Source organism: Pedobacter africanus, from assembly GCF_040548825.1.
GTDB lineage: Bacteria > Bacteroidota > Bacteroidia > Sphingobacteriales > Sphingobacteriaceae > Pedobacter > Pedobacter africanus_A.
Map to the genome: position 1 here is coordinate 204161 of NZ_JBEPSL010000005.1, position 22672 is coordinate 226832.

The following is a 22672-nucleotide window of genomic DNA, read 5'->3' on the forward strand; positions in this document are numbered from 1 at the left end:
TAGTAGAATAAAAGAGTATTTGATATGGAAATAAAAGGAAAGGTGCATGAAATTGGTGCATTACAACAGGTGAGCGAGACTTTTAAGAAAAGAGACCTGATTATAGAATATGCAGAAAACCCAACTTATCCTGAATACATCAGGTTTGAAGCCTTACAAGATAAAACCGCTTTATTTGACAGCCTGAAACAAGGTGATGACGTTGAAGTTTCTTTCAATTTACGCGGCCGTCCCTGGACTGACAAAGCAGGTAAAACATCTTATTTTAACAGTTTAGTAGTATGGCGCATTAACGCACTGACCAACAGTGCAGCTGCGGCTTCTGCTCCTGCATATGCCCCACCAGCTGATTTAAACAGCGCTCCGGGCGAGGAAGACGATCTTCCTTTTTAAGAACTTTTTTTAAGTAAACAAATTGACCAATCTGCCGGAAGCCCCTTCCGGCATTTTTTTTTGCCCGCTGCTCTGGGTCTGGGCTGAACAGTTTTTCTTTTTCTGTCTTTATTTAGAATAGTTAAAAATAGTTTGCATTGTAACGTTTGATTTATATAGATTTGCGACTGTTTAGAATCAATCCAAATAAAACAGTCATGAAGAAAACCCTACGTAATTTGAATGCTGACGCTCTCTTATATGCATTTTTATATACGCTCTTAAATGCTTTCCTGGTGCTTACGGCACTGCCAGCATCCGCACAGCAAAATGCTACGATTAAAGGCCGTGTAGTTACTGCCGAAGGAAAACCTGCTGAGGGGATTTCGGTAAAGATAAAAGGCAGGAAAATAGGCGATGCTACAAATGGCAAAGGAGAATATAAAATCAGCAATGTTTCTCCGGGCGATTATACCTTACAAATTTCGGCAATCGGTATCTCTTACCAGGAAAGACAGGTGACTGTGACTGCCGGAGAAGAACTTCAGCAAAACTTTTCCCTGAGTGAAACCAATGCAAGGCTCCAGGAGGTAAACATTTCGGAAGGAAGGAAAAATAAATTTGTAGCGAGAAAGAGCGAAACGGTTGCAAAGATGCCTTTAAGGAGCCTGGAGAATCCGCAGGTATACACCACAATTTCAAAAGAATTGATCACTGAGCAGCTGGTAACCAATTTTAATGATGTATTAAAGAACTCACCCGGTTTAGACAAATTGTGGACATCAACTGGTAGGCCTGGCGATGGGGCCGCTTATTTTTCTTTGCGCGGTTTTGTGATACAACCAACCATGGTGAATGGAATTGCTGGATTAACCAATGGAGACCTCGATCCTGCTGGCATAGAGAAAGTAGAAATCATTAAAGGTCCGTCAGGAACATTATTTGGTGGGGCGCTGACCAGTTTTGGTGGATTGATTAATGTTGTAACTAAAAAGCCGGTTGATACCCTGGGTGGCTCTTTAAGTTATACCGTAGGAAATTTTAGTCAGAGCCGTTTAACGGCAGATGTTTATGGTCCTCTTAATAAAGAAAAGACTTTACTGGCACGCGTAAACACTGCCTATCATTATCAAAACAGTTTTCAGGATGCCGGATTCAGGAAATCATTTTATGTGGCTCCGGCAATTGAATACCGGGCATCTGATAAATTGCTCCTGAATCTGGATGCAGAATTTTACAACTATGAGGGGACAAATCCTTTGATGGTGTTTTTAAACAGGACCAGACAGTTGATTGCACGCAACCCTAAAGAACTTGATTTTGATTGGAAAAGATCCTATACAGCCAATGACCTTACGGTAAAAACACCTTCTGTAAATATCCGTGGTAAGGCCACCTATCAGATCAATGACCAGTGGACTTCACAAACCAATATTTCAAGAAGCCTCCGTAAGTCTGACGGATTTTATCAATATGTAATGTACATTGGAGCCAGTGATACCTTATTGAACAGGTACGCTGCTTATCAGAATTCAACAAGTACGGCAACAGCAATACAACAAAATTTTATAGGGGATTTTAAAATTGGAAACCTGCGAAACCGACTGGTGGTCGGACTTGATTTCCTGAGTCAGATTAATGACAATAACAATTCCCCTTACCTGTTGTTCGACCAGGTAAGTTCTATTAGAAGAGACGATCCCAGATACATAGCGCTTAGCCGTTCTACACTTACCGCCCGTTTGGGAGCGAGTAATACTGGTGCATCCAAAACCAGCAACACCATGAACATTTACAGTGTTTATTTTTCCGATGTATTAAATGTTACCGACGACTTGCTGGCCCTGGCCAGTTTGAGGGTAGACCGTTTTCATAACAAAGGAACGTATTCAGTTTTAACCAATAAAACAGGAACTGGTTATTTGCAGACGGCCTTTTCTCCAAAATTTGGACTGGTTTACCAGTTGGTTAGAGATAAGGTGTCCTTATTTGGAAATTACATGAACGGATTTAAAAATGCGGGCACAGCCCAGGTAATTAAAAACAATGAATTGATTACCGAAGCATTGAAGCCGCAACAAGCCAACCAGATAGAAGGGGGGATTAAATTGGATGTGTTAAACAACCGTTTAAGTTTTACCGCGAATTATTACAACATTTCCGTAAACAATATGGCGTTCAACCAAAGTGTAGACTTTAACGGTACAAACGTCAATATTACCATTCAGGACGGTACCCAAAAGAGCAAAGGCTATGAGTTAGATCTGGCAGCTAATCCTATTCAGGGATTAAATCTGATTTTAGGCTATAGTCATAACGATAGTAAAATGACCAAAGCCAGTCTGACCATCGAAGGCAGAAGGCCGGTTAGTGCCGGCCCTGAAGATCTGGTAAATTTCTGGCTGAGCTATACGGTGCCTAATGGAGCGTTAAATGGATTAGGTGCTGGTTTCGGTGGTAACTATGCCAGCAAAAACATCATCACCAGCACAACAACAACGGGCGATTTTACTTTGCCCGCCTATACCGTGCTCAATGCCTCCTTGTTTTACAACATGAGCAAGTTCCGCATTGGCTTAAAAATGGACAACCTAACGGATAAACAATACTTTAAAGGCTGGACCACTGTTGAGGTGCAGCAGCCAAGAAGTTTCATGGCCAACATTTCTTTTAAGTTTTAAAGGCCGATGGCTGCCGAAAACAAAAAAGTTAAAACCACTATAAATCGGCCTTCATCAATCCCTATACCGGGGAGGTGACAGGGATAATGGACTACGAGAAAAACTTCTTTGCCAGTTATTTAACGCGGCTCCATACTTCGTAAATTTTTGCACCCTTGCTGCTCAGTCCGCTATGGTGCCATGCGCCATCTTCCAGTTTGCCATCGAATGCAAGCGAGGCGCCAACGCGACTGTTATCCCGGGAAAAGAATTCGATATTCTCGGTGTATTTTCCGTCTTTAAAGGTATAACTGCCTCCGCCGGTACCCGAAAACTGCTTTTTCCCCGGGTCAATGGCCACCCACTGAAATTTACTGCCGGTAAGCATTTTATAGGTCTGCCGCGTTCCGCTCTGGTGTATGGGGGCAATTTTCCCATCTTCCTGCATCCTGCCGGTAATTCGCCAAACGCCCGCCAGGGGGGCTTTGCCGTCGTCAATGCGTTTGAAATAGACGCGGCCCTCCGGCGCATGCAGGGAAAGCGCATTGTCTGTAACGCTGAAATTCACATTCATAGGTAAGCCTACCTTCGAGGAATCCGCACTATTAAACAGAATGGTGCTTTTGATCTGATCATTTTGGATTTCATAGGATCCGCCCCGCGTCATTATAAATTTATTGCCCTGCGATACGGTATGAAAATACATCTCGTCCATAAAAAACAGGTGATGTGTTTTGTCGTCCTCATTGAATTGCCAGGCCCCGGTGATGGAAGTGGTTTGCGCATAAACACCACATGCGCTGCCAAATACAAATGCTATAAATAAAATGATTCTCATGAGCTGTATGCCATCGCTTTTAAACTGAGCTGACGGCTTTATAAATATAACAATTGTAGAACAGGGCTGTGTTAAAAATTGTTAAATAAGGCGTTTTGTGTGAACGCTTGCTTATTTTTGAGTAGTTTATCATGAAAAAGAGGAGCCTTTGGCTGATCACCGGCCTCATGACCGTAGCTTTGCTAGGTGTGTTTGTAATGCAATTGTATTACATAAGGGAAGCCTATAATCTTAAATCCCAGCTTTTCGAACAAGACGTACAGCAGGCCCTGGGTACAGTGGTGAACAAAGTGCAGAAGATCTATGCCGCGGGGCATATCAATAAAAAAGATAATGAGATCAGGAAAGAAAGGGAAAGGGATTTCAGGGCTAAAGCACAGCAGATCATCGATTTTAAAGAAAGGTATAAGGAAGAGGAAGCAAAGCGTAAGCTGGAACAGCAAAAAAAGATCATTGCCGATCTCAACCTGCGTGATGCTGAAGTAAAAAAAGCCTTCCTGAAGGCGCAGATGATTAGCGAAGAGTTCTTCCGGGAGATCTCCAATCCGAATAACAAGGACAATTCCTCCCTGCAGGTAGATATTAATTTTGGTGTGGACGCTTTCGGTAATGTAGTGGGCAATGTAAGGCAGACCGTAATTTCCAAAGCAGGGTCCGCTTTCTCTGTTGCGGGCACCAAACCGCCGGACAGCATCCGGTACCTGGCCTCAAATCCGCGCACCTTAATGCCAATGACCGTTTCTATTGAACGTGTGCGGCCCGAGACAGCGCTTAAATTTAAAACGGAAGACCATATTGCAGAACAGAAATATAAACAGGGACTGAAAGCACTGATGCAGGATACACTTGCCCTGGAAGCCAGTAACCTGAACTTACTGGAAGATGTGGCCAAAGAGATGCGCCAGGTAAATGTACCCATCAATCAGCGCATTTCAAGGGATGTGCTGGATACCCTGATCAAAAAAGAAATGCTGGACCGGAACATCACCCTGGCCTACGATTTCTGGCTCAAGCTGGCCAACAAAGATTCAGTATTGTACCAGAAAGTTTCCAATGGTTTTGCAGATCCATTGCCCCAGAATACTTACCGGACTACTTTATTCAGCAATGACGTGTTTAATGATCCCGGAATGCTGTATCTGTATTTTCCGAATAAAAATTCGCTGATCCTGAGTAATATGTGGGCAACCATGGCCTCCTCTGCAGGCCTGCTGCTGGTGCTCATCTTCATTTTTACCTATACCATATACACCATTCTGAAGCAGAAAAAGATCTCGGAAATGAAAACTGATTTCATCAATAACATGACCCACGAGTTTAAAACCCCTGTGGCTACCATTATGATTGCCAGTGAAGCACTGAAAGATCCCGAAATTGTGGAAGACAAAAGCAGGGTAAGCCGCCTGGCTGGGATCATTTACGATGAGAACGTAAGATTAGGCAACCATATAGAACGGGTTTTAAGTATTGCCAGGTTGGAAAAGAAAGAACTGAAGCTGGAACATAAAGAGGTAGATATTCATGATCTGATCACAGCAGTAGTAGATAGCATGGATCTGCAGCTGCAAAAGAAAAACGCAGCGCTGACCTTAAACCTGAATGCTCCGCAATCGCTGATCTCTGGTGATGAACTGCACCTTTCCAACGTATTTTATAACCTGGTGGACAATGCCAATAAGTACAGTACTGAAGCACCTGAAATAACCATTACCACCAGGAATACAGAAAAGCACCTGGTAATAGCCATTGCTGATAAGGGTATTGGCATGACCAAAGAGCAGACAAAACGTATCTTTGACCAGTTTTATCGGGTGCCAACAGGCAACCTGCACGATGTAAAAGGCTTCGGGCTGGGCTTAAACTACGTACAGGATGTTATTGAGCAAATGAACGGGACGATAAAGGTGAATAGTGAAAAGGACCACGGAACTACATTTGAAATAAGCTTACCACTAAACCATAACCATAACAGATGAAAAGAATTCTATTGGTAGAAGATGATCCCAATCTTGGATTGCTCTTGCAGGATTACCTTCAGTTAAAGGGTAAATTTGATGTTGTATTGTGTACAGACGGAGAGGAAGGACTGAAAGCGTTCAGTAAACAGGAGTTTGATCTGTGTATCCTTGATGTGATGATGCCTAAAAAAGATGGGTTTACACTGGGCAAGGAGATCCGGAAAATTAACCAGGACGTACCGCTTATATTTGCAACAGCAAAAGCCATGATGGAAGATAAAGCCTCTGCTTACGATCTGGGTGGCGACGATTACATTACCAAACCATTCAGAATAGAAGAATTATTGCTTCGCATCAATGCATTGCTAAAGCGGACCGCAACAAAGGAGCAGGCTGATGCAACACCTGAACAGACACAATTTCACATTGGTGATTATATATTTGACTATACTACACAGCTCATCAACTATCAGGGGATACAGCAAAAGTTATCTACCAAAGAAGCGGAATTATTGCGCTTACTTTGTCTGAAGAAAAACAGTGTGCTTACCCGTGAAGAGGCTCTGCTGAGCATCTGGCATGACGACAATTACTTTAATGGCCGCAGTATGGATGTGTTCCTGAGCAAACTGCGCAAGTACCTCAGAGATGATCCTAAGGTGGAGATCCTGAATGTGCATGGCAAGGGTTATAAGCTGCTGGTGAACTAAAGCACCAGGGGCCTGACAAAGCTGTTCATCTGGTTTTCCCGTCCTCCCCATTTGCTTACCAACTTGTTGATGGTTTCCATCAGTCCTTTATTGTCTACCGGCTTTCCTTTTACTGGTGGCCTTATTTCATTTTCAGGAACGGATTTGTCAGTTACTGTTTTGGCAAACCAGGTAATGTGATCGTGAGGCAGGGCCACGCCAAGGATCATGCCCGGCAGGCCCGTAAAAGATTCCGGTCCGCCCGAAACAGGGATCTTATCGGTATAAAAAGCAACCACATAAACCGAATCCATAATGATGGCGTTTGCCCTCCGGCATTCGTACCCAGCAATGGTGCGGACCTCGTTGGTCAGTTTCCAGTTGATCTTCCGTGTGCTGTCTTTTACCAGGAAGGTTTCTTCAAATAGCTTTTTTTCCGTGGTAGAAATGCTGCTGTTCAGATCGGTATAAATCGTATTGATCTGCCCTGCTCCGGTATCGAACATATGGCCCTCTGTTTCTGCTACCGGGGTAAATAAAGATTTATTACCGGAAAACTTCAGCGTGCTTTTGGAGATCTTGAACTGAGGGGTATTTTTTTTCATGTCTTCGAACATGCTCCCGAACCTCGCGTCGGTTGAACTGCCAAAATTTTTCTTCATCAGGGCGTGCTGATTGGTGCTTTTTTCAAATTCTATGACACCACTGTTTGTAAAGCGCGCATTTTGGGCAAATAAGCTATAGGTATTGAAAATTAAGCCTGTAAGTAAGATGAACTGGATTTTCATGGTGTTTTTATTTATAGTCCGCCCATTTTGTTGAAATCCCAGGATAGGGATAACATAAAATAGCGACGGATGGTCGTGTAAGTATTCTGATTGATCATATTGCCCGAAACCGATCTGCTGAAACCTGAGTTCTGGTTGAGCAGGTCTTTCCCGGTCAGCGATAGCACAAGGTCTTTTGACTTCATGAATTTTTTGCTGATGGAGGCATCCCAGATCAGCCGGTTCAGCGACTCGTTGAAAGTCTGGCTTTTGCCGGTATACTGATAGGTTCCATCGGTACCGATTTCAATACTGCCCGGCAGGGTTATCCTGGCATCAAAGTTCCCGCTGGCGCCCCAGCTGTTGTTGCTGGTTTTGATACCCCTTAATGTGCTGCTTGAGGTGTTGTAGCCCGGACTTAAACCCAAGCTGAAGTTGACCTTTTCCTTGTAGTAGCGGATGGTTGGGCCAAAGGAATAATTTAAGGATTTGGAGGTGTTCAGTATCCCATTGGAGATGCTGTAACTCTGATTTCCGTTGATGCTGGCGTTAGTCTGTAAGTTTATTCCCTTAATTTTTCGTCCCATATTTGCCATCAGCATAAAGTTAACAGGGGTTTTGTTGTGCAGGTTGATGGCCTGGGTAGTGGTGATACCCGCATCATCGGTAACCGTATTGCTGGAAATGGCGTTTGAGGTAAAACTGAAATTACCATTTATCCATAGATTCTGCTCGCTCATCATCTTGAAGGAATTGTAGGAAATATTTATGTTGCTGCTAAATGAAGGCCGCAGGTCGGGATTTCCCAGCACAATGTACAAAGGATTGGTGTTGGCCCTGTATGGCTGGATTTGCTCCATGGAGGGCTGACTGGTATTGCCATTGTAGTTGACCCTTACAGAAGCGCTTCTGCTGAAATTGTAACTGTAGCCAATCTGCGGGGCCCAATTGATGAAGTTCCGCTTTATGGTCCTGTCTTCGTATTTGTCGAATTGTTTGAATTGTACGGCTGTAAGCCTGGTGCCAAAATTCAGGATAGATTTTCCCTTTTTATAGTTGAAGTTCAGGCCTCCGTTATTCGTCATCTGATCCAGGTCAAAATTGTTGCTGAATTTCAGGTCCAGGTCATCATAATTGCCCGCGCCATCTTTATTGAAAGAGCGTTTGTCGGAACTGCTGTTGTCGATATTGAGCCCATAATTTAAGATCATGGAAAACGATTTGGACAAGGGTTCGGTATAGGTGGCGTTGCTGCTGAATGCTGACTTCAGGACCTTACTGGTTTTGAACTGGTCTATTTCAGCAATGCTATCTGGTTTATTTGGCTTAAAGAAACGATTTGTAGAATTCAGATAGCCTTCACCGCTGCTCTCGTTTAGGGATTGTTTAAGGTTGACCGAAAGCGTGCGTCCTTTTTTACGCAGCTTTTTGGTCCAGAATGCCGTGGCGTTAAAGCCCTTATTGTCCCCTTCATTGGTAATCGTTCTGTTGTTTTCGTTCAGAAGACCCTCGCCGTCCCTTTGGGTAGAAGCATTATAGGTATCATCAGAATTGGTGTTTTTGAGTGAGCCACTTACCGTTACCTTCAGATTTGAAGTGGAGTCGATCTGCATGTTAAATGTCCCATCCAGTTTCTGGCTGAAAGAAAAATTATCGGATTGCTGGTTGGATGCGGTGGTCATGTTTCCGTTCGGGAGGGTGTTGATGCTCAGGCTGCCCGCCTCACCTTTGGTTCGGACAGAGCCCAGCTTATAATTGCTGTTGATGCCGTATTTGTCTTTCCATTTGTTTTCATAATGGAAGCCTGCATTTTTGTTTACAGGGATTCCCCCGGCTCCGCCACCGTCCATGTCAAAATCATCCGCACTCACGCTATAGGCCATCCCCATTCCCCCTCCGCCATCTATAAATTCAACAGCATCATAAGACATTCCATGGCCTAAAGATTCGCCGGTATTTCCCATAGATCCATACACAGAGGCCTTTTGTTTTCCCTTGAAAACATTCGCGGTCAGCTGCCCTTTGTAAAAGTCGCGCGTGCCCCCTCCGGCTTCAGCTTTACCAAAATAGCCGTTCTTCTTGTCCTCTTTCAGTTTAATATTGATGGTCTTTGCTTTTTCGCCGTCATCTATGCCGGTAAAGGTGGCCTGGTCGCTTTTTTTATCGTATAGCTGTACTTTATCCACCATATCGCCCCGCAGGTTTTTGGTTACCAGCGTCGGGTCGTCCCCAAAAAACTCCTCCCCATCCACCAGCACTTTATTCACCTTCTGCCCCTGTGCCGTAATTTTTCCATCTTTATCTACCGTTATTCCCGGAAGCTGCTTCAGCAGGTCCTCTACCTTTGAGTTGGGCTGTATGTTATAGCTGCCGGCATTAAACTCGGTAGTATCCCCTTTTATGGTAATGGCGGCCGCTTTTCCCTTAATGATGACCCCTTCCAGCAAGGTCGATTTCAGGATGAGGTTAATAGGCCCAAAATCTTTGACGGGGTTCAGGCTGTCAAGCGCAAAATCTTCGGTATAATCGGCATAGCCCGGATAGGTGATCAGCAGCATAAACTTGCCCGGGAGCAAATGGCCAAGGTTAAAATTACCGGCTGTATCGGCCCGGGTGTATTTGACCAGGGTAGAGTCTTTTTTGTTGAGCAGTACAATTGAGGTGTTTACCAGTTTGTAGGTGGCCATGGAATCCGTTACCGAACCTTTCATGGCATAGGGGCGCTGGGCAAATACGAATAAAGTATTCAATACCAGCAAGAGGGTTAAACAAGTCAGTTTCATTATGTGTGGTTAGCTCAGGCTAAGCTATAACTAAAAGTTTAGTAATAGAAGTCTGCAAATGTTAAAGTTTGTTAAACAATGTTAAAAGAGGTGATTTTGCTAAATATGATTACATTTAGGTTTAAATGTTACAAGACATCAAAACCTATCTATGAAACTCAAACTCCCATCTTTACACGCTTTATGGCTCAGCTTTCTGAGGGTTATTGCGCGATTCCCTTTACAGGTTATAGTTGCCCTTGCAGGAACCATTGCCTGGTGCTGCGTGGTCGATATGCCCTATACCCAGGTGCACAAAGAAGAGCAGCTTATAGAATTTATGGCAGTATGTAACCTTGCGCTCACTTTGTTGCTGGCGGCCGACCTTTATGCTGAAGTGAACCAGTTTGGTAAAATAAAACAATGGGGCCTGCGCTTGCTGATGGTATTGATCTGTACCGGTCTTTACTTCCTGCTCAAGCCTTATTTTTACCTTGCCGATATGTACCGCCTGGGCCTGCTGGCCGTCGCTTTTTACCTGCTGGTGGCGTTTGCCCCCTTTATTGGCAGGGGAAACCTGAATGGCTTCTGGCAATACAATAAATCGCTGTTCTTACGGATACTGACTTCAGGGTTGTATGCTGCGGTCCTGTTTGCCGGTCTGGCTATTGCGCTGGGGGCTATTGACGGGCTGTTTAATGTGAAGATTGGCTGGCAAACCTATATGCGCCTGTTTGCGGTGGTAAGTGCAGGTTTCATGACCATTTTCTTCCTGGCAGGGGTCCCTGATGATTTCGACGTACTCAATAAAGAAGAGAGCGGGGAGAGCGGGGAGAGCGAGCGTTATCCTAAAGGCCTTAAAATATTTACACAGTATGTGCTGATCCCGCTGATGACCATTTACCTGGTCATCCTGCTGGTGTACGAGGTAAAGATCGTGCTCAGCTGGCAGCTGCCCAAAGGACTGGTATCTACCTTGATCCTGGGCTATGCCGTCTTCGGGATCCTGTCGCTGCTGCTGGTTTATCCCATTAAAGAAAAAGAAGGCAATGGCTGGATCAAGCTCTTTTCCAGGTTCTTTTATGTAATGATGATACCTCTGGTGGTACTGCTGCTGCTGGCGGTATGGAAAAGGGTGGGCGTATATGGCATTACCGAATCGCGATATATCCTGGTAGTCCTTGCCCTGTGGCTCACCATAATTACCTTCTATTTCCTGATCAGCAAAAAGCAGAACATCAAAATTATCCCGGTAAGTTTATGCATCCTGGCCCTGCTGGCTACCTATGGCCCGCAAAGTGCCTTTTCTGTTTCCCGGTACTCGCAGGTAGCCCGTTTAAAAAAACTCATGGCCTCTAAAAAGGATAAAGACATTAAAGAACGCGGGCCTGTGGTAAATTACCTGGTCGACCGCCACGGACTGGCGGTGTTACAGCCTTTTACCAAAAGAGACCTCAGGCAGATCGAAAATAAAATAGAAAAGGATGCCGACAGCCTCTCTCGATATTCCGTAATCAGCATCAAAACCGATACCGCCAATACCCTGCTCAACATCAAATACGATCCGCACAGTTCTTTTATCGACAGCCGTCGTTTTGAAGCAGAAACAGGGACGCTCGTACCGGTTAATGGCTACGATTACGTTGTTGCTATTGAAAGTTACGTCGATAAGCAGAGCTTTAAAGCAGGCGGAATAAATGTAACCGTTGAAAAAACCAATCAGTATGGGAACCTGAAACTGAAGGTGGGCAATGCGGCCCCGGTAGAATATGATGTACGAAAGCTGGCAAAAGATGCGGTTGCCTTGTACAAGGCAGGCAAATTAAAAGGTAAAAAAGAAGATGTGGGGGTGTCTTATGTACCTTCGGAAGGTCTTTCTATAACCAGGCAGCTGGGCGGGCTGGACATAAAGCTGGTGATTACCAGTTTAAATACCACCCTCAATGCAGCCGATGAAGAGGAGCTCAACAAGTGGTTAAACTATAATGGTTACCTGCTGGTTGGGTCAAAGCGGTAATTCTTGCTAGATTTGCATTATGCTGAATCCAGAAAATGCAAATCTTACCGGAACTGATGGGGCCAACGCTGTGGGGGCTGCTAACGCGCCTAACGCTCTCAACGCGCTCACGGGGCTGGCGGCGAGGTTTGTAAACTATACTGCTAAACACATCTTCCTTACGGGGAAAGCCGGTACGGGAAAAACAACTTTTTTGCGGCAGCTGATGGAGCTGACCCATAAAAAGGCGGTGATTGCTGCCCCAACGGGTATTGCCGCCATCAATGCCAATGGCGTTACCATTCATTCCCTGTTCCAGTTGCCTTTCGGGGCTTACCTGCCCAAGCAGCCTGCGGCAGATGGTGGGCATTACAATCAGCAGTACAATACACCGAAATCTATAGTGAGGCATTTGAACATGACCGCTGCCAAGCGCAAGGTGCTTACAGATATGGAACTGCTCATTATTGATGAGGTAAGTATGTTGCGGGCCGACCTGCTGGACGCCATTGATATGGTACTGCGCTACGTCAGGAGAAACAACAGTGCCAGCTTTGGCGGGGTACAGGTGCTGTTCATTGGCGACCTGCACCAGCTGCCGCCGGTTGTAAAGCCTAACGAATGGACCATGCTGGCACAATTTTACAACAGTGCCTACTTTTTTGATGCCCATGCCCTGCAGCAGCATCCACCGGTATATATAGAACTGGAAAAGATTTACAGGCAGGCCGACGATGTATTTATCAACCTGCTGAATAACCTGAGGAACAACCAGGTAAACCAGCAGGACGTGGCCCTGCTCCAAAAATATTACCAGGCCGATTTTAAGCCTTCGCTAAACGACAAATACATTACCCTGACTACCCATAACAATAAAGCAGATGCGCTGAACAAGCAAAGCCTGGAGGAACTGAAAGCCCCTTCCTACCTCTATATGGCTAAGGTAGAGGACGAGTTCAGCGAATATGCCTACCCTGCAGAACAGATCCTGGAACTGAAAGTTGGGGCGCAGGTGATGTTCATCAAGAACGACTCCAGCGGGGAGCAGCGCTTTTTTAACGGAAAGATAGCTACTGTTACCGCGCTTAAGCCCGATCAGATTGAGGTGCAGACCGAAGGCAATAACCTGAAGGTCATTGTAGAAAAGTACAAATGGGAAAACATCCGGTACACTACCGATAAGGTGAGCGGCGAGATCAAGGAAGAGCTGATGGGTACTTTTACCCAATACCCGCTCAAACTGGCCTGGGCCATTACCGTACACAAAAGTCAGGGTCTGACATTTGATAAAGCCATTATTGATATTGGCAGTGCCTTTGCTCCCGGACAGGTTTATGTGGCCCTGTCGCGCTTACGCTCGCTCGAGGGATTGGTACTGACCTCCCAGATTTCTGGCTCAGGCATCCGGCAGGACCAGAATGTTTCTTTTTTCTCTAAAAACAAACAAACACCTGCGCTGCTCGAAAGTCAGATCAGCCAGGAGAGCGAAAACTTTTTGCGGTCATATCTCCTGCAATGTTTCGATCTTACGGCGCTCGACAACTATGTATATGAACATGTGCATTCCTATACCAAGGATATCAACAAATCGGCCAAGCAGAAACACGTAAAATGGGCCGCCCAGCTGTTGAAAGACCTGAGCGGGGTAAAAGCAAATGCCAGTAAATTCCTGCTGCAGATCCAGCGCTTGTACCAGGACAAATCGGAGAGCGGACTACAGGCTTTGCTTGAACGGACTACGGCTGCCGAAAATTATTTTAACCCCTTGCTTTCCGGTTTTTCGAAAAGGATATTTGAAAGGATGGAACTGGTAAAGCAGGATAAACAGGTGGTGGCTTACTTAACTGAATTGCTGGAGATGGAGGCGCTGTTTTATGAACAGGTCAAAAAAATCTGTAAGGCAAGTGCTTTGCTCAGCGCTACCATCAGCGGTAAAGAGTTTACCAAAAAGGATGTCAACGCACTATTGAGCCAGGCTGAAAGGGCGGCACAAATGGAAAAGGTATTTGCCATGCCGGGTAAGCTCGACTTTACAGAAAAGAAAACAAAAAGCAAAACCAGCGGTTCAAAAACAGTAAAAGCCAAAAAAGAAAAGGAACCCAGGGCCGATACCAAAGAACTTTCACTAACCCTGCTGAAAGAAGGAAAAACCATTGAGGAAATTGCCGAGGAACGTAAAATGGTGATCGGTACGATAGAAGGCCACCTGGCGCATTATGTGGCCAAACAGGAAATCTCTGCCAAAGACATCATCGGAAGCAGAAAGCTGGATCGGATCCTGGAGGCCATCAACAAATTGAAAACAATTCAGATGAACCCCATCCGTGAACATCTGGGGCGCGAATATTCTTATGGTGAAATTAAAATTGGTATAGCCGCACATCTGGCCGAACGCGAGTAGCCTAAAAGCTGATCTCTCCTTCAAAAACCTTTTCGGCAGGGCCGCAAAGGAATACGTTGCTAAACTGTTTCCCGTTGTAATCAAAGCTGATGCGCAGATCTCCGCCCAGAACTTTTACCGGGGTTTCAATATGCCCGTTCTGGTGTTTGTGCTGTGCCATTGACAGGGCCACAGCGGTAACACCTGTTCCGCAGGCATAGGTTTCATCCTCTACACCACGTTCAAAAGTGCGCACAAAAAGGTAGTCGCCTTTGTCTTCCACAAAATTAACGTTGATCCCTTCCTTTTTATAAGTGTCATTGTTGCGAATGGCTTTGCCGTTCTGGTATACATCATAGGTTGCCAGGTCCTGCATCTGCAATACATAATGTGGCGATCCGGTGTTGAGCACATAGGCGTCCCCGTCTGTATTGATGGTGTCAATATCGATCATCTGCAGGTCTACCCAGTTGCCTTCTGCTGAAATTTTGGCATAATGAGGACCATCTACTGCCAAAAAGTTAGTTTCTTTGTCAATGATACCCAGATGTTTGGCAAAAGCTACAATGCAACGGCCCCCATTGCCACACATGCTTCCCGGACGGCCATCGGCATTAAAATAAAGCATTTCAAAATCATAGTCAGGATTGCTGGTCAGAAACATCAGGCCGTCCGCTCCGATACCAAAACGGCGGTCGCACAGTTGTTTAACCCGGTCATAATCAATATCTTTGACTGGGGCCATTCTGTGGTCGATAAGGATAAAGTCGTTTCCGGCTCCCTGGTATTTGAAGAAATTTATGTCCATTTTGGTGATCTGCTGGTATTTAACATTTTTTAACAGTATTCATGACGCATTACAGATGCAAATATCGTTGATATGGTATTAAATTTGAATAAATCAATGAAAAGAATTGTTAACGGTTTTTTTAAAGATAAAATTTAAACGGATATATAAATGAAAAGATTAGGATTGATAGCGTTGGCTGCATTTATAGGTGGTGCGGCTGCGATTGGTGGCTATAAATTATTAGAACCAAAAAATGGCGAGCTGGTGTCTTTTGCAGACCAGCAGAAAGTGTTGTTTGCAAATAACCCGAAAATTTCTTCGGCGGGCACGGTAGATTTTGTTGAAGCTGCTGCTGCGGTTTCTCCGGCAGTTGTCCACATTAAAACTTCTTATTCCGGAGGTGGCTCAGAAGGAAGGGTACGTTCTTCTTCACCTTTTGATATGTTCGACGATCTGTTTGGTGGTGGCGGTGGCCGCAGGATGCAACGCATGCCAAGGGCGGCCTCTGGTTCGGGAGTGATTTTAACGCCTGATGGTTATATCGTAACCAATAACCACGTGGTAGACAATGCGGATAAAATTGAAGTGATCTTATCCAACAAACGTAAGGTAAGTGCAAAAGTGATCGGTAAAGACCCGAATACAGATCTGGCCCTGATCAAAGTAGAAGCTACTGATCTGCCTGTAGTGAAAATGGGTAACTCTGATAATGTGCAGATTGGTGAATGGGTATTGGCCGTTGGTTTCCCCTTAGACCTGCAAACTACCGTTACCGCTGGTATTGTGAGCGCCAAAGCCAGAAGCATCGGTATTTTGGGCAGACAACAGCAGCAGGATTTTACTGAAGAGGAATACGAAGAATACCGCAGGACTGGTAAAGCACCTGAAAGAACAAACAGCAGTATAGAATCGTTTATTCAGACTGATGCGGCCATTAACCCTGGAAACAGTGGTGGTGCATTGGTAAACGCAAACGGCGAGCTGATCGGTATCAACGCTGCAATTGCATCGCAAACCGGTACCAATGAAGGTTATGGTTTTGCCATCCCGATTAACCTGGCCAAAAAGATCCTGGACGACTTCAGGAAATATGGCAGCGTAAAACGCGGATATATAGGGGTTTCTTTCAGACCACTGGATGCTGATTATGCAGAAGAGCTGAAAATCAATGATATCAACGGATTGTATGTAAGTGAAGTACTTCCTAACGGAGGCGGTGCAGCTGCGGGCATCAAAAAAGGTGACATCATTAAAAAAGTAGACGGTGTTGCAGTATACGATTCTCCGGACCTTCAGGAAAAGATCGGACGCTTAAGTCCTGGTGATAAAGTACAGCTGACTTTGCTTAGGGATGGTGCGTTAAAAGATGTAAAGGTTACTTTAAGGGGCGACAACAGCGTTGGTGTCAATACCTCAAAACTGGCTGAGCGGTCGGCCGGAACCAGCCTAGGTAAACTGGGTGCTTCTTTTGAGCCCGCATCGGCACAGCTTAAAGCACGTTATGGCGTGAAAAATGGTGTTGTAGTGAGCAACATTGAAGCAGGTAAACTGTTCGACTCCTGGGAAATTCCTAAAGGTGTGCTGATTACTTCAGTGAACGGAACACCGGTAAACAGTGCAAAAGATGTAGAAAGCGCCTTGCCAAACTCAAGGAATGGCATGACCACCATTTCTGGAGTAGGATCACAAGGCAGGTTTACCTATTCGCTGACTACAGGAAGGTAATTTCAGGCTAATTTAATTTACAAAAGCTGTCTCCCAAAAGAGGCAGCTTTTTTTGTTGTCAAAGGTTTTGGTAGCTGGATTGTTTTAGCTAAATTACCAATCATAAATGCCAGATCCTGGCAATTCATACCAGCATACCCTCTGCTTATAGAAAGCAAAAAGGCGGCTAAAACCACAGCAGACATTAAAGCGCAGAAAGGCTAAATTAGGAGTAAAGCTAAAGCTCAGTTCAAAAAGGCTTTGTAATAACTACAAGTAAATCACATATAAATCACAAGAAAATAACTGAATTATATTACCATTAAGATACCATTGACTTACCCTTGAGATAGGGTTGGTTTACCGTTTGGGTATTTCAACGGTAAACCAATGGTAAGTTAAGGGTATTTCAACTATGTAATTTACCAGTGATTTATATGTCAATATTTTGTAATCATTACTAGGGAAGATGCTGATCAGTAGGGGTTTATAGGTAACTTTAATTGATTGCCCGCAGAATTGCGGTGGAGAGTGATTGAGTATTTCCCAAAACAGGAAAAGTCCATTTTACACTTTTTGGGAAGGATAGGCTGGCAGGCAGCGACCTGCTTGAAATACCACCAAGTCTGCAGGGCGAATACATGGAAACCTATATGTCGTTTATTGCGGCAGATGGGAAACTACAGGGAAACAGTGTGTACATTGCTGAGCTGACAGTGCTGTAACTAAGTATAAGTCTCCATGAGTAAAAAATCGGATATGTGGATGTGCCTTACACCTTCGACAGATTCTTTCCATTGCTCATCCATGCTGACAACATATTTGGGGTACTGGTCTCTTATCGCAATCAGCGGATCGAATTCCCGGGTTATCGTGCTTTCACTTTCCAGTTTGTAGGTTACCTGAACATAGATTTTATTTCCTGATTTTTCGGCGATAAAATCAATTTCCTTGTCGGCCAGCTTGCCTATGTATACAGTAAAACCTTTTCGTTTCAGTTCCAGCATGACCATGTTTTCTAAGATGCCGGCAATAATGCGGTCGCGATAGCCCATAACCGAATAGATCAGTGAGGTGTCACTTACAAAGAACTTTTCCTGTGTTTTAAGTAGTTCCTTGCCTTTTACATCATAGCGCGGGATGCGATAAATAATAAAGGCGCCTTCCAGGGCATAAAGATAATTGTACACCGTATTCAGGTCTATCTTACGCTGCTGGCTTTTGAAATAATCGGCTACGTTTTTTCCTGAGAAGCTGTTGCCTATATTGTCGAACACATATTTCACTACACGTTCGAGCAATTCCACATCGCGGATCTTGAATCGCTGTACGGTATCCCGAAGGATTACAGAGGAATAAATGTCATAGACGACTTTGTAAGCGGTATCTTCCGTATAGTCTGCGGTATGGATAACCGGAAAGCCACCAAGGCGAAGATAGGACAGGAAGGCTGTCTTATAAGTTTTGCTGTCCTCCTGGAAATAATATTTTCTAAATTGCAGGTACTCGCTAAATGAAAGGGTGTAGATTGGGATTTCTATATAGCGTCCTGCGAGATAAGTAGCCAGCTCAGATGATAAGAGATGTGAATTGGAACCTGTGAGATAAATATCGACATCGAAATCGACCAGAAAAGAATTGATGGCTTTTTCCCAATTCCTGACTTCCTGTATTTCATCAAGTAGTATATAGTATTTTTGAGGCCGTTCAATTTGTTGATTTACAAAAGCGTATAGTTTCCTGGCTTCGTCGAGGTCTGCATATTGCATGCTCTCCAGATTGATGTGTATAATGTTCTCCTGGTTTATTCCTTTGGATAATAATTCTTGCTTGAGCAGCATAAGAACAGAAGATTTGTCACTGCGTCTGATTCCCGTAAGTATTTTTATCAGGGGCTTATCAATAAAGCCGGAGAGTTGATTTAAGTAATTGTCCCTTCGTAGAATATCCATATCAGTTCTTTTTGACATAAAGATATAAAAGTTTTTATGGTTATAACCATAAAAACTTTTTATTTATTGAGGTTTTTATGGTTATAACCGGTAAAAATCAGGGAAAGACGAGCTTGGAAAGCTACACCCCTGCCTGACATAAAAATTACCTTCTCTGAGAAGGCATAGGAATAATTTGCGCTTCTTCAGCGCAATTTGTTCCCGCGTGTGAAGAGAACGGTTATTTTTAATTATCATTTAATTGTAATGTTAGAATGTTTCTAAATAGCTGATTTGTGCTTGGAATTAACCATTTAATTCTTTTATTAAATACTTTTGCACATAACAGAAATAAAATAAACAATCTAATGGCAAGTTTCGGAAACGCTTTTTCCTCATCAATTGGAAAAAAATTAATAATGGGCATAACGGGCCTGTTTCTCATTTCATTTCTTTTAGTGCATTGCTTTATCAATGCCCTGATTTTTGTTAATGATGGCGGCTTAACCTTTAACATGGGTGCACACTTTATGGGTACCAACTGGTTGATCCGGGCAATGGAAGTGGTATTATTTGCAGGTTTACTGGCGCATATTTTCCAGGGCTTCAGGCTAACATTCCAGAACCAGGCAGCAAGACCGGTAAAATATGCAGTGAACAATGGCGCAGCAAATAGCAAATGGTACTCCCGCTCTATGGGTTTGCTGGGAACTTTGTTGTTGATCTTCCTGATTGTGCACATCTCGAAGTTCTGGGTAATGTCACGCTTTACAGGCATTCCTACAACAGATGCAAACGGGAATCACGACCTGTTTGCGGTAATGGTAGAAACCTTTAAAAACCCGCTGATCGTTTTGCTTTATGTATTGGCAATGGTTTCCCTGGCTTATCACTTGTTACATGGATTTGCTTCGGCTTTCCAGACACTGGGATGGAACCATAAGAAGTATACACCGATTATTAAAGCAGCTGGGGTTTGGTTCTCTATCCTGATCTCGCTGATTTTTGCCGCCATGCCGGTAGCAATGTACCTGGGCCTTATTAAATAATTTTAGCATAAAAGACATGTCAGATTTGAATTCAAACATACCAGAGGGAGAATTAACCACAAAGTGGACTAAGTATAAGTCTTCTGTGCCTTTGGTTAACCCCTCAAATAAAAGAACGATAGAGGTGATCATTGTTGGCTCAGGTTTAGCAGGTGCTTCGGCAGCAGCAACCCTGGCTGAAATGGGTTATAAAGTGAAGTGTTTCTGCTTCCAGGATTCACCACGCAGGGCGCATTCCATTGCAGCACAAGGTGGTATCAATGCAGCAAAGAATTACCAGAACGATGGTGACAGTGTGTACCGGTTGTTTTATGATACCATTAAAGGCGGAGATTACCGTGCACGCGAAGCCAACGTACACCGTTTGGCCGAAGTGAGTGCAAATATTATCGATCAGTGTGTGGCACAGGGTGTTCCCCTGGCCAGGGAGTACGGCGGTTTATTAGATAACCGTTCTTTTGGGGGTACTCAGGTACAAAGAACATTTTATGCAGCCGGACAAACCGGTCAGCAATTGCTGCTGGGCGCATATTCTGCTTTAGAGCGCCAGATCGGTATGGGTAAGGTAGAGATGTTTACCCGCCATGAAATGCTTGAAGTCGTAAAAATTGATGGCAAGGCACGTGGTATCATTGCCCGTAACCTGATCACAGGAGAAATTGAGCGTCATTTTGGCCATGCTGTAGTATTGGGAACGGGTGGTTACGGAAACGTTTTTTACCTTTCCACCAATGCTATGGGCAGTAATGTAACTGCTGCCTGGAAAGCGCATAAACAAGGTGCCTATTTTGCCAATCCCTGCTATACACAGATTCACCCTACCTGTATCCCGGTTTCGGGCGACCACCAGAGTAAGCTTACGCTGATGTCTGAATCGCTGCGGAACGACGGCAGGATTTGGGTACCGAAGAAAAAAGACGATCCGCGCAAGGCTTCTGAAATCCCTGAAGATGAAAGGGATTATTACCTGGAGCGCAGATACCCTGCTTTTGGTAACCTGGTGCCACGCGATGTGGCTTCAAGAGCGGCAAAAGAGCGTTGCGATGCCGGTTATGGTGTGGGCGCATCTAAACTGGCGGTATACCTCGACTTTAAGGCCAATACAGAGCGTTATGGTCGTATTGAAGCTGCTAAGGCTGGTAACCACAATGCTGACAAGGAAACCTGTATGCGTTTGGGTACTGAAGTGATCAAAGCAAAATATGGTAACCTGTTTGATATGTATGCACAGATCACAGGCGAAAATCCTTACGAAACACCAATGCGGATTTATCCTGCGGTGCATTATACGATGGGCGGACTTTGGGTAGATTATAACCTGATGACCAGCGTACCTGGGCTGTATTGCACAGGTGAGGCCAATTTCTCTGACCATGGTGCCAACCGTTTGGGGGCATCGGCATTGATGCAGGGCCTGGCAGATGGTTATTTTGTGTTGCCTTATACCATTGGGGCATATTTATCGAAAGAGATCTCTGTCAAGGCCATTCCTACAGACCACCCTGCTTTTGTTGAAGCAGAGGCAAGGGCGAAAGGTATTCTGGATACGCTGATCAACATCAAGGGAACAAAATCGGTAGATCATTTCCATAAACGCCTGGGGCACATCATGTGGGAAAAATGTGGCATGGCCCGTAACGAAAAAGGCCTGAAGGAAGCGATTGAGGAGATCAGGGCACTGCGCGCTGAGTTCTGGAGGGATGTTCGCGTACCGGGATCGGCTGATGAGCTGAATACGGAGCTGGAAAAAGCAGGTCGTGTGGCCGATTTTATAGAACTGGGCGAATTGATGTGCATAGATGCATTAAACCGCAACGAAAGCTGTGGCGGCCATTTCCGCGAAGAATATCAAACGGAAGAAGGCGAGGCACTGCGCGACGATGAGCATTACGCTTACGTTGCTGCCTGGGAATTTAAGGAAGGAGTAAACTTTGAACTGCATAAAGAAGAGTTGAAGTTTGAAAATATTAAAGTAGCACAAAGAAGTTATAAATAGTACAATATCATGAGTACAGGAAATATGAACTTAACGCTGAAAGTTTGGCGTCAGAAAAATAACAAGACCAAAGGTGCTTTGGTGGATTATAAGGTGTCTGATATTTCGCCTGATATGTCTTTTTTAGAGATGTTCGATGTGCTGAATGAGCAGCTGATCAATAAGGGCGAGGAGCCGATTGTATTTGATCACGATTGCCGTGAAGGTATCTGCGGAATGTGTTCCATGTTCATTAACGGCAGGCCGCATGGGCCGAAAGACCTGGTAACAACGTGTCAGTTGCATATGCGCTCTTTTAAGGACGGCGATACGATTGTGGTTGAGCCATGGAGGGCAAAGGCTTTTCCGGTAATTAAAGACTTAACGGTAGACAGAACGGCGTTTGACAGGGTAATTGCTGCGGGTGGTTTCATCTCGGTAAATACAGGTAATGCGCAGGATGCGAATAACCTGCCGATCCCTAAGATTCAGGCAGATGCTGCTTTTGAGGCTGCGGCCTGCATTGGCTGCGGGGCCTGTGTAGCCACCTGTAAAAATGCATCGGCTATGCTGTTTGTTTCTGCAAAAGTATCACAGCTGGCATTGTTGCCGCAAGGACAGCCTGAGCGCTACCGCAGGGTACAGAGCATGGTTGCGCAGATGGATGCAGAAGGTTTTGGGAACTGTACCAATACCGGGGCCTGTGAAGCGGAATGCCCTAAAGGCATCTCTTTAGAGAACATTGCCCGTATGAACCGGGATTTTTATTCCGCAAAATTTGTATCTGAAGAAGATATTTAA

At 44.6% G+C, this 22672-nt stretch carries 15 protein-coding genes and 1 pseudogene; 11 read left to right on the forward strand and 5 right to left on the reverse strand.

The genetic code is table 11. From position 1 onward, the window contains the following. Positions 1-24 precede the first annotated feature (24 nt). Positions 25-393 carry a DUF3127 domain-containing protein gene (locus tag ABIE26_RS22690; protein WP_310146001.1) on the forward strand — a complete coding sequence of 123 codons (369 nt, stop codon included), beginning with the start codon at positions 25-27 and terminating at the stop codon, positions 391-393. Positions 394-590: 197 nt separating this feature from the next. Beyond that, complete coding sequence (locus ABIE26_RS22695; RefSeq protein WP_310146000.1) at positions 591-3053, forward strand: TonB-dependent receptor; 2463 nt, start codon at positions 591-593, stop codon at positions 3051-3053. 115 nt (positions 3054-3168) lie between these two features. Here the strand turns inward: ABIE26_RS22695 and ABIE26_RS22700 are convergent, their stop codons facing one another. Next, on the reverse strand, positions 3169-3870 hold the full coding sequence (locus ABIE26_RS22700) for a hypothetical protein (protein ID WP_310145999.1): 702 nt from the start codon (positions 3868-3870) through the stop codon (positions 3169-3171). A 131-nt stretch (positions 3871-4001) separates the two neighbouring features. Between ABIE26_RS22700 and ABIE26_RS22705 the strand changes: the two genes are divergently transcribed. Together ABIE26_RS22705 and ABIE26_RS22710 are read left to right on the forward strand one after the other, a co-directional pair. Continuing rightward, positions 4002-5846, forward strand: a complete 1845-nt coding sequence (locus ABIE26_RS22705; RefSeq protein WP_310145998.1) for a sensor histidine kinase — start codon at positions 4002-4004, stop codon at positions 5844-5846. Continuing rightward, complete coding sequence (locus ABIE26_RS22710) at positions 5843-6538, forward strand: response regulator transcription factor (protein ID WP_310145997.1); 696 nt, start codon at positions 5843-5845, stop codon at positions 6536-6538. The genes ABIE26_RS22705 and ABIE26_RS22710 overlap by 4 nt, the downstream gene beginning before the upstream one ends. Here the strand turns inward: ABIE26_RS22710 and ABIE26_RS22715 are convergent. Both ABIE26_RS22715 and ABIE26_RS22720 read right to left on the reverse strand, forming a co-directional pair. Further along, entirely contained in the window at positions 6535-7305 is a 771-nt protein-coding gene (locus ABIE26_RS22715; RefSeq protein WP_310145996.1) for a GLPGLI family protein, read from the reverse strand. The two genes, ABIE26_RS22710 and ABIE26_RS22715, sit on opposite strands and share 4 nt — an antisense overlap. An 11-nt stretch (positions 7306-7316) precedes the next feature. After that, complete coding sequence (locus ABIE26_RS22720) at positions 7317-10067, reverse strand: outer membrane beta-barrel family protein (RefSeq protein ID WP_310145995.1); 2751 nt, start codon at positions 10065-10067, stop codon at positions 7317-7319. A 151-nt stretch (positions 10068-10218) separates the two neighbouring features. On the opposite strand from ABIE26_RS22720, the gene ABIE26_RS22725 reads away from it, so the two are divergent. Together ABIE26_RS22725 and ABIE26_RS22730 are read left to right on the forward strand one after the other, a co-directional pair. Next, positions 10219-12063 carry a DUF4153 domain-containing protein gene (locus tag ABIE26_RS22725; protein ID WP_310145994.1) on the forward strand — a complete coding sequence of 615 codons (1845 nt, stop codon included), beginning with the start codon at positions 10219-10221 and terminating at the stop codon, positions 12061-12063. A gap of 19 nt (positions 12064-12082) precedes the next feature. Further along, positions 12083-14443: a helix-turn-helix domain-containing protein gene (locus ABIE26_RS22730; protein WP_310145993.1), complete on the forward strand. Its 2361-nt coding sequence runs from the start codon at positions 12083-12085 to the stop codon at positions 14441-14443. A gap of 1 nt (position 14444) precedes the next feature. Here ABIE26_RS22730 and dapF read toward each other — a convergent pair whose 3' ends face one another. Beyond that, entirely contained in the window at positions 14445-15230 is a 786-nt protein-coding gene (gene dapF / locus ABIE26_RS22735; protein ID WP_310145992.1) for a diaminopimelate epimerase, read from the reverse strand. A gap of 150 nt (positions 15231-15380) precedes the next feature. On the opposite strand from dapF, the gene ABIE26_RS22740 reads away from it, so the two are divergent. Continuing rightward, the gene (locus ABIE26_RS22740) at positions 15381-16937 is read left to right on the forward strand and encodes a trypsin-like peptidase domain-containing protein (RefSeq protein WP_310145991.1); all 1557 of its coding nucleotides are present in this window, start codon (positions 15381-15383) and stop codon (positions 16935-16937) included. Positions 16938-17485: 548 nt separating this feature from the next. After that, a pseudogene (locus ABIE26_RS22745) lies at positions 17486-17641 on the forward strand (DUF6266 family protein); the annotation flags it as partial. Here ABIE26_RS22745 and ABIE26_RS22750 read toward each other — a convergent pair. Next, positions 17642-18886 carry an ATP-binding protein gene (locus ABIE26_RS22750; protein WP_354376256.1) on the reverse strand — a complete coding sequence of 415 codons (1245 nt, stop codon included), beginning with the start codon at positions 18884-18886 and terminating at the stop codon, positions 17642-17644. Between the two features lie 329 nt (positions 18887-19215). Between ABIE26_RS22750 and ABIE26_RS22755 the strand changes: the two genes are divergently transcribed. The 3 genes from ABIE26_RS22755 to ABIE26_RS22765 are packed head-to-tail and all read left to right on the forward strand — an operon-like array spanning position 19216 to position 22672. Further along, positions 19216-19896, forward strand: coding sequence for a succinate dehydrogenase cytochrome b subunit (locus tag ABIE26_RS22755; RefSeq protein ID WP_310145989.1), 681 nt, complete (start codon positions 19216-19218; stop codon positions 19894-19896). A 16-nt stretch (positions 19897-19912) separates the two neighbouring features. Next, positions 19913-21892: a fumarate reductase/succinate dehydrogenase flavoprotein subunit gene (locus tag ABIE26_RS22760; protein ID WP_310145988.1), complete on the forward strand. Its 1980-nt coding sequence runs from the start codon at positions 19913-19915 to the stop codon at positions 21890-21892. A 9-nt stretch (positions 21893-21901) separates the two neighbouring features. Beyond that, positions 21902-22672, forward strand: a complete 771-nt coding sequence (locus tag ABIE26_RS22765) for a succinate dehydrogenase/fumarate reductase iron-sulfur subunit (protein WP_310145987.1) — start codon at positions 21902-21904, stop codon at positions 22670-22672.

Coding starts and splice junctions, on each gene's coding strand:
- ABIE26_RS22705 (WP_310145998.1), top strand. CDS start 4,002: ATGAAAAAGAGGAGCCTTTGGCTGATCACCGGCCTCATGACCGTAGCT.
- ABIE26_RS22750 (WP_354376256.1), bottom strand. CDS start 18,886: ATGTCAAAAAGAACTGATATGGATATTCTACGAAGGGACAATTACTTA.
- ABIE26_RS22740 (WP_310145991.1), top strand. CDS start 15,381: ATGAAAAGATTAGGATTGATAGCGTTGGCTGCATTTATAGGTGGTGCG.
- ABIE26_RS22760 (WP_310145988.1), top strand. CDS start 19,913: ATGTCAGATTTGAATTCAAACATACCAGAGGGAGAATTAACCACAAAG.
- dapF (WP_310145992.1), bottom strand. CDS start 15,230: ATGGACATAAATTTCTTCAAATACCAGGGAGCCGGAAACGACTTTATC.
- ABIE26_RS22700 (WP_310145999.1), bottom strand. CDS start 3,870: ATGAGAATCATTTTATTTATAGCATTTGTATTTGGCAGCGCATGTGGT.
- ABIE26_RS22765 (WP_310145987.1), top strand. CDS start 21,902: ATGAGTACAGGAAATATGAACTTAACGCTGAAAGTTTGGCGTCAGAAA.
- ABIE26_RS22690 (WP_310146001.1), top strand. CDS start 25: ATGGAAATAAAAGGAAAGGTGCATGAAATTGGTGCATTACAACAGGTG.
- ABIE26_RS22730 (WP_310145993.1), top strand. CDS start 12,083: ATGCTGAATCCAGAAAATGCAAATCTTACCGGAACTGATGGGGCCAAC.
- ABIE26_RS22715 (WP_310145996.1), bottom strand. CDS start 7,305: ATGAAAATCCAGTTCATCTTACTTACAGGCTTAATTTTCAATACCTAT.
- ABIE26_RS22725 (WP_310145994.1), top strand. CDS start 10,219: ATGAAACTCAAACTCCCATCTTTACACGCTTTATGGCTCAGCTTTCTG.
- ABIE26_RS22710 (WP_310145997.1), top strand. CDS start 5,843: ATGAAAAGAATTCTATTGGTAGAAGATGATCCCAATCTTGGATTGCTC.
- ABIE26_RS22695 (WP_310146000.1), top strand. CDS start 591: ATGAAGAAAACCCTACGTAATTTGAATGCTGACGCTCTCTTATATGCA.
- ABIE26_RS22720 (WP_310145995.1), bottom strand. CDS start 10,067: ATGAAACTGACTTGTTTAACCCTCTTGCTGGTATTGAATACTTTATTC.
- ABIE26_RS22755 (WP_310145989.1), top strand. CDS start 19,216: ATGGCAAGTTTCGGAAACGCTTTTTCCTCATCAATTGGAAAAAAATTA.